The organism is Leisingera sp. JC11 (genome assembly GCF_040704725.1).
GTDB lineage: Bacteria > Pseudomonadota > Alphaproteobacteria > Rhodobacterales > Rhodobacteraceae > Leisingera.
On record NZ_JBFCVS010000002.1, the window covers coordinates 98,962 to 111,191 of the forward strand.

13 protein-coding genes are annotated in these 12,230 nt (G+C 63.0%); 7 read left to right on the top strand and 6 right to left on the bottom strand.

The window, feature by feature from the left end:
• Positions 1-40: 40 nt before the first annotated feature.
• Positions 41-1,801: an acyl-CoA dehydrogenase gene (locus AB1A62_RS02270; protein WP_366659614.1), complete on the bottom strand. Its 1,761-nt coding sequence runs from the start codon at positions 1,799-1,801 to the stop codon at positions 41-43.
• A gap of 113 nt (positions 1,802-1,914) precedes the next feature.
• Between AB1A62_RS02270 and AB1A62_RS02275 the strand changes: the two genes are divergently transcribed.
• On the top strand, positions 1,915-2,940 hold the full coding sequence (locus tag AB1A62_RS02275) for an AraC family transcriptional regulator ligand-binding domain-containing protein (RefSeq protein WP_366659616.1): 1,026 nt from the start codon (positions 1,915-1,917) through the stop codon (positions 2,938-2,940).
• A gap of 14 nt (positions 2,941-2,954) precedes the next feature.
• Here the strand turns inward: AB1A62_RS02275 and AB1A62_RS02280 are convergent, their stop codons facing one another.
• Positions 2,955-4,184, bottom strand: a complete 1,230-nt coding sequence (locus tag AB1A62_RS02280; RefSeq protein ID WP_366659618.1) for a cytochrome P450 — start codon at positions 4,182-4,184, stop codon at positions 2,955-2,957.
• A 162-nt stretch (positions 4,185-4,346) separates the two neighbouring features.
• Here AB1A62_RS02280 and AB1A62_RS02285 point away from each other — a divergent pair, with 162 nt between their 5' ends.
• On the top strand, positions 4,347-4,694 hold the full coding sequence (locus AB1A62_RS02285; protein ID WP_366659620.1) for a TfoX/Sxy family protein: 348 nt from the start codon (positions 4,347-4,349) through the stop codon (positions 4,692-4,694).
• A gap of 87 nt (positions 4,695-4,781) precedes the next feature.
• On the opposite strand, the gene ndk is transcribed toward AB1A62_RS02285, so the two are convergent.
• Positions 4,782-5,204 carry a nucleoside-diphosphate kinase gene (gene ndk / locus AB1A62_RS02290; protein WP_008556653.1) on the bottom strand — a complete coding sequence of 141 codons (423 nt, stop codon included), beginning with the start codon at positions 5,202-5,204 and terminating at the stop codon, positions 4,782-4,784.
• 201 nt (positions 5,205-5,405) lie between these two features.
• Here ndk and AB1A62_RS02295 point away from each other — a divergent pair, with 201 nt between their 5' ends.
• The 5 genes from AB1A62_RS02295 (at position 5,406) to AB1A62_RS02315 (ending at position 9,400) form a co-directional block, all read left to right on the top strand.
• Positions 5,406-5,681, top strand: coding sequence for a hypothetical protein (locus tag AB1A62_RS02295; RefSeq protein WP_366659622.1), 276 nt, complete (start codon positions 5,406-5,408; stop codon positions 5,679-5,681).
• A gap of 71 nt (positions 5,682-5,752) precedes the next feature.
• Positions 5,753-7,609 carry an ABC-F family ATP-binding cassette domain-containing protein gene (locus AB1A62_RS02300; RefSeq protein ID WP_366659624.1) on the top strand — a complete coding sequence of 619 codons (1,857 nt, stop codon included), beginning with the start codon at positions 5,753-5,755 and terminating at the stop codon, positions 7,607-7,609.
• Positions 7,606-8,226: a MarC family protein gene (locus tag AB1A62_RS02305; protein WP_366659626.1), complete on the top strand. Its 621-nt coding sequence runs from the start codon at positions 7,606-7,608 to the stop codon at positions 8,224-8,226. Before AB1A62_RS02300 ends, AB1A62_RS02305 begins: the two co-directional genes overlap by 4 nt.
• Positions 8,227-8,270: 44 nt before the next feature.
• On the top strand, positions 8,271-8,852 hold the full coding sequence (locus tag AB1A62_RS02310) for a TIGR02281 family clan AA aspartic protease (RefSeq protein ID WP_366659627.1): 582 nt from the start codon (positions 8,271-8,273) through the stop codon (positions 8,850-8,852).
• Positions 8,853-8,947: 95 nt separating this feature from the next.
• Positions 8,948-9,400: a globin domain-containing protein gene (locus AB1A62_RS02315; RefSeq protein ID WP_366659999.1), complete on the top strand. Its 453-nt coding sequence runs from the start codon at positions 8,948-8,950 to the stop codon at positions 9,398-9,400.
• 20 nt (positions 9,401-9,420) lie between these two features.
• Here the strand turns inward: AB1A62_RS02315 and AB1A62_RS02320 are convergent, their stop codons facing one another.
• The 3 genes from AB1A62_RS02320 to AB1A62_RS02330 all read right to left on the bottom strand — a co-directional run bounded on the left by AB1A62_RS02320 (position 9,421) and on the right by AB1A62_RS02330 (position 12,078).
• Positions 9,421-9,972: a CHAP domain-containing protein gene (locus AB1A62_RS02320; protein WP_366659629.1), complete on the bottom strand. Its 552-nt coding sequence runs from the start codon at positions 9,970-9,972 to the stop codon at positions 9,421-9,423.
• Positions 9,973-10,137: 165 nt separating this feature from the next.
• Positions 10,138-10,596: a DNA polymerase III subunit chi gene (locus tag AB1A62_RS02325; RefSeq protein WP_366659630.1), complete on the bottom strand. Its 459-nt coding sequence runs from the start codon at positions 10,594-10,596 to the stop codon at positions 10,138-10,140.
• Positions 10,597-10,602: 6 nt separating this feature from the next.
• Positions 10,603-12,078: a leucyl aminopeptidase gene (locus tag AB1A62_RS02330; protein ID WP_366659631.1), complete on the bottom strand. Its 1,476-nt coding sequence runs from the start codon at positions 12,076-12,078 to the stop codon at positions 10,603-10,605.
• Between the last annotated feature and the right edge of the window lie 152 nt (positions 12,079-12,230).

Genomic DNA, 12,230 nt, shown 5'->3' on the forward strand with positions numbered 1-12,230 from the left:
TTGTTTTCCAGCACAGAGCCGTGCCACTGTTGTTCAATGTTCAGAGGTTAACCGCGGCATCGCCCAAGCTGGCGCTGCCTTCTGTGATACGCAGGCTTTCGGCGCCGCATTCCACAAGGATGTGCTGGGCGTAGAAGACTGCCGTGGCGATCTTCTGCGTCATGAAGGCCGTGTCTTCGCCCTGCTCCAGCTTGGCGCTGGCCGCCAGTACGGAACGGCCCAACTGCCAAGCCGCAGCGAGGTTGCCGGTCAGCATCAGGAACGGGACACTGCCGCCATAGGCCGCATTCGGGTCCGCCGCTGCATTGTCCAGCAGCCAGGCAAGGTTGGCCTCAAACATCCGGCGCGCTTCGCCCAGGCGTTTTGCCACGGCCTGCGCTTGTTCAGATCCCTGCTGCAGGGCCTGTTCGGTTTCCTGCACCAGCCCGGCAAACCGGCGTGCGGTTGCGCCGCCGTCCCGCAGCACCTTGCGGCCCAGCAGGTCGTTTGCCTGGATCGCAGTGGTGCCCTCATAGATCGGCAGAATCCGCGCATCGCGGTAGAACTGCGCGACACCGGTCTCCTCGATGAAGCCCATGCCGCCATGCACCTGCACCCCCAGCGAGGTGACTTCCAGCGACCGCTCGGTGCAGAAGGCCTTGACCAGCGGCACCAGGAATTCGGCCATATCCACTGCGTCAGAGGCGCCCTGCGTCTCAGCCTGCTTAGCCAAATCCAGCCAGCCCGCAGTGGCAATCGCCAGCGCCCGGCCGCCTTCGGTCAGCGCCCGCATCCGCAGCAGCATCCGCTGCACATCCGGGTGCCGGATGATCGGCGCCGCGTCTTTGGTGCTGCCATCCACCGGACGGCTTTGCACCCGCTCCTGTGCATACTGCAAAGCGTGCTGGCAGGCCCGCTCCGACACCGCCACGCCCTGCACGCCAACGGCAAAGCGCGCGGCGCGCATCATCACGAACATGTACTCCAGCCCGCGGTTCTCCTCTCCCACCAGGAAACCGGTCGCGCCATCGTATTCCAGCACCGCGGTCGGGCTGGCCCGGACGCCCAGCTTGTGCTCTAGGCTGACACAGGTCACCGCGTTGCGGCGGCCGAGCGTACCGTCCTCCTCCACCAGGTACTTGGGCACAATGAACAGGCTCAGCCCCTTGGGACCCGTCGACGCACCCGGGGTGCGGGCCAGCACCAGGTGGATGATGTTCTCCGTCAGCCCATGCTCGCCATAGGTGATGAAGATCTTGGTGCCGGAAACCGCATAGGTCCCGTCCGCTGCCGGTTCCGCCTTGCAGCGCACCCGCCCCAAGTCGCTGCCGGCCTGCGGTTCGGTCAGGTTCATGGTGCCGGACCACTGGCCGGAAATCATCGGCTCCAGGTACTTCTGTTTCTGGGCATCCGACCCGGTCAGCAGCAGCGCCTCCACCGCGCCGTCGGTCAGCAGCGGGCACAGGCCGAAACTCAGATCAGAGGCATTCAAAATCTCGGTCGCTGCCGCCGCTGCCGCCCGCGGGAGCCCCATGCCGCCGAACTCTTCCGGGTGCGGCAGACTTTGCCAGCCCATCTCGGCAAACTGCGCATATGCCTGCGCGTAAGGTTCGGGCAGTACAGCCTCTGCCCCCTCCAGCCGCGCGCCGGCCTCATCCCCCGTCCGGGACAGCGGCGCAATAACGTCCGAGCAGAAGCGCCCCAGCCCTTCCAGCGCTGCCTCGATATCCGACAGCTCAATCCCGCCGCCTGCTGCCGCCGTTTTGGCCGGCAGGTGTTCAATGTTGAACATGATATCGCGAATAGGCGCCTGATAGGTCATTTCCGTCGCTCCGGATTATTGTTCCTTCATGCCAGATACGCGTTGCAAGGAGGCTGTTCCACGTTCATTACAGACATTATCCTATCCAAAAGTGACAAACCGCCCTGACGCCCATGCAGTTCTCCACACCAGACTCTTCCAGCCTTGCAACGGTTTCGCCGCAGTTGGCCGGGGATTGGATACTGGCGTTGCGGCACTGCTGCACGGATGCCCAGCTGGCGTCCTTTCTGCAGCGGGCGGGATTGCACCTGTCAGAGGGGCAGCTGACCCACCGGGTCACCCTGGATCAGATCGTCCGCCTGTACCAGGTAGCCGCCGTCGAGACCCAGGACGAAATGACGGGTCTTTGGAGCCGGCCGGTCAGGCCAAGAGCCCTGCAGCACCTTTTGACCACGGTCCGCGAAGCCGGCACACTGCCCGCCGCCCTGCACCGGTTCTCCACTTTCTGGAACCTGCTGCTGGACGACTACAGGATCGATCTGACAGAGGACAGCACCAGTACCGGCCTGCAGCTGGTGCCGCAGGGCGGGCAGCCCGTGCAGCGGTTCGGCCACATGCTGATCCTGAAGCTGGCGCATGGGCTGCTCTCGTGGCTGGCAGGTTATGAGGTGCCGGTCCGGGCGGTGCACTTTGCCTTTGAACGGCCCGATTTTTCGCAGGATTACTCAGTCATTTTCCCAGCCCCGGTGAGTTTCAAGGCGCCCTGTTCGGCAATTGTCTTCGAGACCGGCAAGTTGGGCCTGCCCGGCCACCGCACCAATGCAGAGCTGAACGAGTTCCTGGCCCGTGCCCCCCGCGACTGGATCTTCACCGGGTTCCGCGAGCATACCCAGTCGCTGAAAGTTCGGGAATTCCTGTACCGGTCCAGCTGGGAGAACTGCCATCTGGCGGATGCGGCGCAGGCATTGAGCGTCACCCCGCGAACGCTGATGCGGCGGCTGGATGCGGAGGACACCTCGTTTCAAGCCATCAAGGACGGGCTGCGCCGTGACCTTGCAATCCGCGACCTGCAATCCGGCATGAAAAGTATCGAAGAAATATCGCAGGATACCGGGTTTTCTTCTGCGGCGAACTTTCACCGGGCGTTCCGCCGCTGGACCGGCGCACCGCCAAGCGCCTACAGATCACCCGGAGCCTGAACGCAGGCGCCGCGTCACCCCGGTTCCGCCGGCAAGGCCGCATAGCCGCGGAACCGGATCCGCCCGCCAGGCACCCGCCCGGGCAAAATGCGGTAGTCCGGGAACCGGCACAGCAGGCGCTCAATGGCAATCTTCCCCTCCAGCCGCGCCAGCGTCAGGCCGACACAGACATGCGGCCCGCCAGCAAAGGCCAAGTGCCGGTTCGGTGCACGAGTGATGTCAAATTCCCCGGGGTTCTCGAACACGTCCGGATCGCGGTTCGCCGCCCCGATCACCAGATGCAGGTTGGTTCCGGCGGGCGCCCGGATGCCGCCGATCTCCGCCTCTGCGGTGGTTTCGCGGTTGCCCAACTGGTTCGGGGAGCGGAACCGCAGCATCTCCTCCACCGCGGGCTTGATCAGCTCCGGCTCCTCCCGCAGTTTCTGCTTTTGGTCCGGATAGTCGTCAAGCAGCGCCAGCCCGTTGCCGATCAGGTTGGTGGTGGTCTCATGACCCGCATTCAGGATGAAGATGCAGTTCTGGATCAGCTCGATCTCGCTCAGGGTCCCGTCCGCGCCCTCGCCCCGGATCAGCCGGGTCAGCACGTCAGTCTCGATGTCGCCGGGTTTGGCCCGCCGCCGGGCGATCAGGTCCTGCAGATAGGCCTTGAACTCCTCCACCGCACGGTGTCCGGCCGCCAACTGCGCCTCGCTCAGCGCTGGTTCCAGCGCCCCTAGGATCGCCAGCGACCAGTCGCGCAAGGGCGCCCGTTCCTCCATCGGCACATCCAGCAGGTTGCCGATGATCTGGATCGGGATGGAGGCGGCAAAATCGCCGATCAGATCCACATTGTCCCGGCCCGTCATGGCGTCCAGCAGACAGTCGACAGTCTCAACCAGGCCCGGTTCCATTTTTGCAATTGCCCGCGGTGTCAGCGCCGACGTCATGATCTTGCGCACACGCGTGTGCAGAGGCGGGTCCGAGAACACCAGCGAGGTGGTGTGATGCTCAAACAGCGGCGACCCCTCGCCGTATTTGGGGGCAAAGGCGCGCTTCTTGTCCGAGGAAAACAACGTGGTGTCACGGTAGATCCGGTCCAGGTCCGCATGGCGGCAGACCAGCAAAGAGCCGTCCGGCTGCGGCAGAACCGGTGCCTCGCGCAGCAGGGCATCGTAGTAGGGAAAGGGATCCTCCACAAAGCCCTCAGGAGGATTTGCAAGATCAAATCCCTCAATATTCACAGCCACATGCGCCCCATCACTCATCCGTCGTCCTCCCCTCGGCCCTGGTGCCAGCGTTTCCGGCGCAAATGCGACTGTCAATCACCCAATCCGGTGCGGAACCCAGCGTCAGTGCACCGGAGCGCGATTTACGACGATACCGGATTTCCGCGTGACAACGGACCAAGGCAGGGATAGAAACAAACCATGAACACAGCCGTTTCCTCCATTCGAAACCTTGGCCCCGCCTATGAGGAAGCCTGCCACCGCGCCGGGATCACCTCAGCTGAGGAGCTGCGCGCGATCGGCGCCGATGCGGCCTATGCCAAGCTTCTGCAAACCGGCACCCGGCCGCATTTTATCGGCTATTACGTGCTGGTGATGGCGCTGCAGGGACGGCCCTGGAATGACTGCAAGGGCAAGGAGAAGGAAGAGCTGCGCAAACGCTTTGATGCGATTAAGGCAGAGACCCGCCCGCAGCACAGCACGAAGCTGCTGGCGGAACTGGACGCCATTGGTGTGCGGGCTACGCCCGCGGATTTGAAAGTCACCTAGGCATCCCGGCGCTGACGCTCTCACATGAGAAAAGAAAAGGCCGCCCCTGAACGGGACGGCCCAAAAACTTTCGGTAAGCCCTGAAGCTTAGCCGACCAGCTCGATGCCGGAGAAGAAGTAAGCGATTTCCACGGCAGCGGTTTCCGGCGCGTCGGAGCCGTGCACGGAGTTTTCGCCAACCGATTCAGCGAATTCGGCGCGGATGGTGCCGGCGGCTGCGTCTGCCGGGTTGGTGGCGCCCATCACTTCGCGGTTCTTGGCGATGGCGTTCTCGCCTTCCAGAACCTGCACAACCACCGGAGCGGAGGACATGAATTCGCACAGTTCGTCGTAGAACGGGCGCTCGGCGTGCACTTCGTAGAACTTGCCTGCCTGCTCTTTGGTCATGTGGATGCGCTTCTGCGCCACGATGCGCAGACCGGCTTCTTCAAACTTGGCGTTGATCTTGCCGGTCAGGTTGCGGCGGGTTGCATCGGGCTTGATGATCGAGAAAGTGCGTTCCAGTGCCATGGGGCAGACTCCTGTGCTGAAAAGCCGGACGTCATGCCCGGCCCGTTACGAATTGCCGCCCCGATAGCATGGCTCTGTGACAGGATAAAGAGGCGATTGCGCAGCTTTGACGCAGCTGCAGATTCGGGGTTGCAATTACTTGATTATTTCAGTCAGGTACCGCGGCGCGAACAGGGTTGAAACTTGAAACAAGGTTGAACAATGAAACCTGCATTTGCTCTGATCGCCTGCCTCGCAGCCGCACCTGCCTTTGCCGCTGAAACTGCAATGCCAATGGCCTACGGGTTGTTTGAAACAGCTGTTGCCCACGCCGATCTGGACAGCTGCCCGTCGGCACTCGCCAAAGAGGGCAGTTTCTGCCGTGCGACCCTGCGCCACGACGAAATCCACGTCTTTGCCTTCAGCCGCGAGGGTGACAATCCGCTGGTCGGCTTTGCTTCCTATTCCTTCGATGAATTCGCCGAACATTTGAACTAGCCGGGGCCGCCAGCCGCCGCCAGCGCCCTCCCCCATTGACAACACCGCAGCACTGCCGCAGTGCTCCGTCCATGTTACGCATTCAGGACATTACCTATTCGGTCGAAGGCCGCCCGCTGATCGAGGGCGCATCCGCCACCATTCCCACCGGCCACAAAGTCGGCCTTGTCGGGCGCAACGGCACCGGCAAGACGACGCTGTTCCGGCTGATCCGGGGCGAGCTGGCGCTGGAGACCGGCAGCATCTCCCTGCCCTCCAAGGCCCGCATCGGCGGTGTCGCGCAGGAGGTGCCCTCGTCAAATGTCTCTCTGACCGACACCGTGCTGGCTGCCGATACCGAACGCGCCGCTCTGCTGGCCGAGGCCGACAGCGCCACTGATCCTGCGCGGATTGCTGAGATCCAAACCCGGCTTTCCGACATTGACGCCTGGTCGGCTGAGGCACGTGCCGCCTCCATCCTCAAGGGTCTGGGTTTCGACGACGACGATCAGAAACGCCCCTGTTCCGATTTCTCCGGCGGCTGGCGCATGCGTGTGGCGCTGGCCGCTGTGCTGTTTGCCCAGCCGGATCTGCTGCTCTTGGACGAGCCAACCAACTATCTCGACCTCGAAGGCGCACTGTGGCTGGAGAGCTACCTGGCGAAATACCCGCACACCGTCGTGATCGTCAGCCACGACCGCGGCCTTCTGAACCGGGCGGTGGGGGCGATCCTGCATCTGGAAGACAAGAGGCTCACCCTCTACCAGGGCAACTACGACACCTTTGCCGAGACCCGCGCCGCCCGCATTCTGGCGGCCCAGTCCGAGGCCAAAAAGCAGGAGGCCCGCCGCGCCCATCTGCAAAGCTTCGTCGACCGCTTCCGCGCCAAGGCGACCAAGGCGAAACAGGCTCAGGCCCGCCTCAAGATGATCGCCAAGATGAAGCCGATCACCACCCCGCAAGAAGCCGCCCTGCGTGCCTTCACCTTCCCGGAGCCGGAGGAAATGTCGCCGCCGATCATCCATATCGAGGGCGGCATCACGGGCTATGGCGACACCGAGATCCTGAAACGGCTCAACCTGCGGATCGATCAGGACGACCGCATCGCGCTGTTGGGCAAGAACGGCCAGGGCAAGTCGACCCTGTCAAAATTGCTGGCCGACCGGCTGCCGCTGATGGCGGGCAAGATGACCCGGTCCTCCAAACTGCGCATCGGCTACTTCGCCCAGCATCAAGTGGATGAACTGTATGTCGATGAAACTCCGCTCGACCACCTGCGCCGCCTGCGCCCGGACGAGGCACCGGCAAAGTGGCGCGCGCGGCTGGCAGGCTTCGGCCTAGGCGCCGCACAGGCAGAAACCGAGGTCGGGCGGCTGTCCGGCGGCCAGAAGGCGCGTTTGTCGCTCCTGATCGCCACCATCGACGCGCCGCATATGCTGATCCTGGACGAGCCGACCAACCACCTCGACATCGAAAGCCGCGAGGCGCTGGTGGAAGCGCTCACCGCCTATTCCGGCGCGGTGATCCTGGTCAGCCACGACATGCATCTGCTGAGCCTGGTGGCGGACCGGCTGTGGCTGGTCTCGGACGGCATCGTCAAACCCTATGACGGCGATCTGGAAAGCTACCGCGCCCTGCTGCTGGCCCGTGAAAAACCCGCCGCCAAAGCCGACGCGCCCAAGCCCGCCAAGCCCAAGCGCGCCTCCCGCGATGTGCTGATCGCCCTGCGCTCCGAGGTCCGCAAGTCCGAGGCGCGGGTGGAGAAGCTCAGCGAAATGCGTGAAAAGCTTGACGAAAAGCTCGCCGACCCTAGCCTGTACGAACCGGGCAAGGCGGCGGATATGGCGGTCTGGCAGAAAAAGCACGCTGAGTGCATCGAGGCGCTGGAACGGGCCGAGGGCCTGTGGATCGACGCGCTGGAAAAACTGGAGCAGGCAGAGGCACAATGATCGACACCGCATTCCTGATCACCTCCTTTGTGACGCTGTTCGTGATCGTCGACCCGATCGGCCTGACGCCAGTTTTCATTGCCCTGACTCAGGGCATGCCCTCAGCCCGCCGCCGCTCCATCGCACTGCGGGCGACGATCACTGCCGCGGTCCTGCTGGCGATCTTCGCCGCCCTGGGTGAAGCGGTGCTGGGCTTCATCGGCATTTCCATGCCCGCTTTCCGGGTGGCCGGCGGCGCGCTGCTGTTCCTGACGGCGCTCGACATGCTGTTCGAACGCCGCAACAAACGGCGCGAAGACCGCAGCGAGGAAGATGACTTCGACGACCCCTCTGTCTTTCCGCTGGCAATCCCGCTGATGGCAGGCCCAGGCTCCATCGCGACCGTGATCCTGCTGACCGGCCAGCAGCCGGGGTTCGCAGGTTTTGCCATGGTCATGGGCGTGGTCATTGCGGTGCTGGCGATTCTCCTGGTGATGTGCCTGTTTTCCGGTCTGTTCGAGCGGATGCTGGGCAAGACCGGCATCACCGTTGTCACCCGGCTTCTGGGCATGCTGCTGGCAGCGCTTTCGGTGCAGTTCGTGCTGGACGGCCTGCGCGACTTCGGTTTCGCAGGCTAGTATAACGCCCCGGCCCGCCTACATCATAATCAGGAGGTGAGCGCATGGGCGAATATGAAATCGGGCGGTTTATCTATCTGATCATCCTGCTGGTTGCGGTCGGGTCCTGGGTCTTTGTCCAGAACCGCCAGAGCATCGGCAAGACGCTGCAGATGTTTGCGGTCTGGGGCTTCATCTTCCTTGGCGTCATCGCCTCATACGGGTTGTGGGAAGACATCCGCCAGACCGTCCGCCCGCAGCAAAGCGTCGCCATTGACGCAGGCCGGGTCGAGGTGCCGCGCGCACCGGACGGCCATTATTACCTGACACTGGACGTGAACGGCGCCCCGGTGGAGTTTCTGGTCGATACCGGCGCCAGCCAGGTTGTCCTGAATGAGCGCGACGCCCGAAGCGCGGGCATCGACACCGGCAGCCTCGCCTATCTCGGCCGCGCCAGCACCGCCAATGGCGAGGTGCGCACCGCATCGGTCTGGATCGATGAGATTTCGCTTGGCGGCATCACCGACACGGACGTGCGCGTCTGGGTCAATCAGGGGGAGCTGGAACAGTCTCTGCTGGGCATGGGGTATCTGCAGCGCTGGTCCAGCATCGAGATCCGCAACGGTGCGCTGGTGCTGACGCGATAAGGTCACCCCCATTCATCCTGCGCACCCTGAAACCATGATGTGCAACGTATTGAGGCGGATCAAGGAAAGACACCTGTTTGGCCCCTAGATTGGTCGTGATCAATCCAATCAAACAGGAGGAAAACAAGCCAGTGAACGAAGCAGAACTGAAACAGCTGCAGGACAGCTACAGCAAGCTGAAAGATGCAGCCGACAAGGCGCCTACGTATTTCTATGACGCGCTGTTCCGCCGTGCGCCCGAACTGCGCCAGATGTTCCGGGAAGACCTGGAAGGCCAGGGCATGAAATTCATGACCACGCTTGGCGTCATTCTGGCCAAACTGAATGACGAGAGTGCCGTGAGCACGCAATTTCAGGAGCTCGGCAAGACGCATGCGTCTCTTGGCGTCCTAACCCCTCACTTTGCCCCGATGGAAGAAGCGCTGATCGACACTCTGCGCAATGCCCTCGGCAAGGAGATGACACCTGAGCTCGAAGGTCTCTGGCGCGCTGCCTTCAAGGAAATTGCCGGCAAGATGATCCAGCGCGGCAAAATTCCAGGCAAATGACCCAAGCCGGGGCAGCGGTTCTATCCGTTGCCAGGCTCCGCTGCAATGAACCCCTTGACGGGATAGACCCGCCCGAACGCGCCCGGATAGCTCTCCAAGCGGACCGCAGACCAGTCGTTCTTTTCAGACACATCAATCACCGCCATGCCCAGCGAGATCTTGTTGCGGTGCCAATTGGCGTGGTTGACCCGGATTCTGCGCGCATCCTCTACCTTGGACACAACAGCAACATGACCCAGCGGGTTGGAGCGGGTGGCGCTGAACGCCATCACGGCGCCGGGCTGCGGCTCCTTGCTGCGGACAAACTGGTCCTTGGCCTGCGCCCACCAAGTCTTGGCATTGCCGAAGATCTCGATCCCGCTGGCATTGCGGGCAAAGGGTACACACCAGACGCGGCGGCCCTTGGATTGCAGGTACTGAACTTCCTGAACCGCATACTCCAGCCGCGCGGCCTCAGCCTCTGCCCGGCTTACTGATCCGTTCTGTATGTCGCCGCAATTGGCCAGAAAAAGAAGGCCGGCGCCGGCAATAGGAAGCAGCCGCAGCCGCTTGACCGCACGTCCAAATTTCATCTGTCCCCCCAGTGTCCTGGTCGTTTTTCCGGTGGTCCGGATATTGTGCTGGCAGGGATAAAGGCCGAGTGACAAAAAATCGAGCATTTGTTGCCCTTGTGAAACAATCGACACAGGCCGTCGGCGATTTTTCGCCAACACCAGACATCGCCACCGGATTTCCGCCTATTTCTCGGCCTTCTTTTCCCAGCGGCCGCTTTCCTCGGACCAGTACTGGGCGGAACAGCCCGCATCAGTCAGGAACTTCCACTGGGTGCGGGCGAGTTGGACGGCCTCGGGATCAGTGCCGTCAAACAGGATGCAGACACGGCTCAGCGCCTGCACTTCCTCCGCGCTGACGGCGGCGCCATCGACCGCCATCACGCATTCAGGACTATTGGCCGCTTCCAGCCCTGCTGTCAGCAGGACCGGCTGCAGCGCGTCATGGGGGCCGCCCGCCAGGCCGTGGGGGAGAAAACTCTCCTCCGGCCCCAGCCACAGGCGGTCATCCAGCCAGGCCATGCGCTCAGGATCGCGCCCGCGCACCGCGATGCGCCAGCCCGCTCCGCGCGCCTTTTCCAGCAGCACCGGCAGGGTCTCCTCCAGCGGCCTGCGCGTCAGATGATAGAAATAGGCGGCCCCCATTGGTGCTTATTCCGCCTCGAACTTGTCCGCGACCAGCCGGTTCAGCGCCATCACGCCCCAGCCCGTGGCGCCTTTGGGCGCATAGTCCGTGTCTTTGCTGACCGAAGCCACACCGGCGATATCCAAGTGGATCCACGGCATATCGTCCTTGATGAACCGCTGCAGAAACTGCGCCGCAGTGATCGAGCCCGCAGGACGTCCGCCCACGTTCTTCATGTCGGCGATGCGCGATTTCAGCTGCTCGTCATAGGCTTTGCCCAAGGGCATCCGCCAGGCGCCCTCATCCTCCGCCTTGGCGGCCTTCAGGAACGCATTGCAAAGATCATCGTCGTTGGAGAACACCCCGGCGTTTTCATGCCCCAGCCCGATAATGATCGCGCCGGTCAGGGTTGCCAGATCAATCACACCGACCGGCTTGAACCGCTCCTGCGCGTACCAAAGGACGTCGCACAGCACCAAACGGCCCTCGGCATCGGTGTTGATGACCTCGACGGTGTCGCCCTTCATCGATTTCACCACGTCGCCAGGGCGGGTGGCATTGCCCGACGGCATGTTTTCCACGAGACCAACCAGGCCAACCACATTTGCCTTGGCCTTGCGCAGCGCGAGAGCCCGCATAGTACCGGCCACGACGCCTGCGCCGCCCATATCCATGGTCATCTCTTCCATGCCGGCGGCGGGCTTCAGGGAAATGCCGCCGGTGTCGAACACCACGCCCTTGCCGACCAATGCCAGCGGCGCGGAATCCTTGGCGCCGCCCTTCCACTGCATTACCGCCACCTTGGAGGGGCTGTCGGAGCCCTGCCCGACGCTCAGCAGCGTGCGCATGCCCAGTTTATCAAGGTCTGCCTCCTCCAGGATCTCGACCTCCAGGCCGATCTCTTTCATTTCCTCAATGCGGCGGGCAAATTCCGTGGTGGTCAGTACGTTTGCGGGCTCATTGACCAGATCCCGGGTCATGTGCACCCCCTCGGCCACCGCCAGCAGCGGCGCGCAGGCGGCCTCCAGTTCCGCGGGCGACTTGGAAGCAATCACCACTTCCCCCTCCGGCTTGTCGTCCTTTGGCGATTTGTGGTTGTCAAAGGTATACCCCCGCAAGGCCATTCCCATGGTCAGATCCGCGGCCTTGTTCATGCTACCGGCCATGACGGTCAGCCGCTTGCCAGAGGCCCCCTTCACCAGCTTGGCGCCCGCCTGCCGCGCTTCCACCGGCGTCAGCTTGCGCGGCAGCACCAGCACGTCCAGCGCCTCGGCCTTCATGCCCGCGGGCCAGCTCAGCGAAATCACATCGCCTGCCTTTGCCTTCTTGAAGCCTTCCGAGTCGATCAGCCGGGCAATCGCCCCCTTGGCCAGACGGTTGGCACTGCGTGCAGCCTGATCCATGCTGCCTTCTGGCGTCACCAGAACCGCAACACGGCCGGTCAACTCCGCCAGCGCCTTGGGGTCGTATTCGGCAAAACGGATCGGGGTAAGGCTGCTCATTCTTGCGCGCTCCTGCTGAATTCGTTTGGTTCTTGGCACCAGAGGTATCCTGCGCGGCAGCGCTTGGAAAGACCCCGGCGGTACAGTCCGGCACCTGCGGTCCGCCGCCGATCGAAGGCTTGCTCGAGAATGCAGTTTTCCCCGCCATTCAA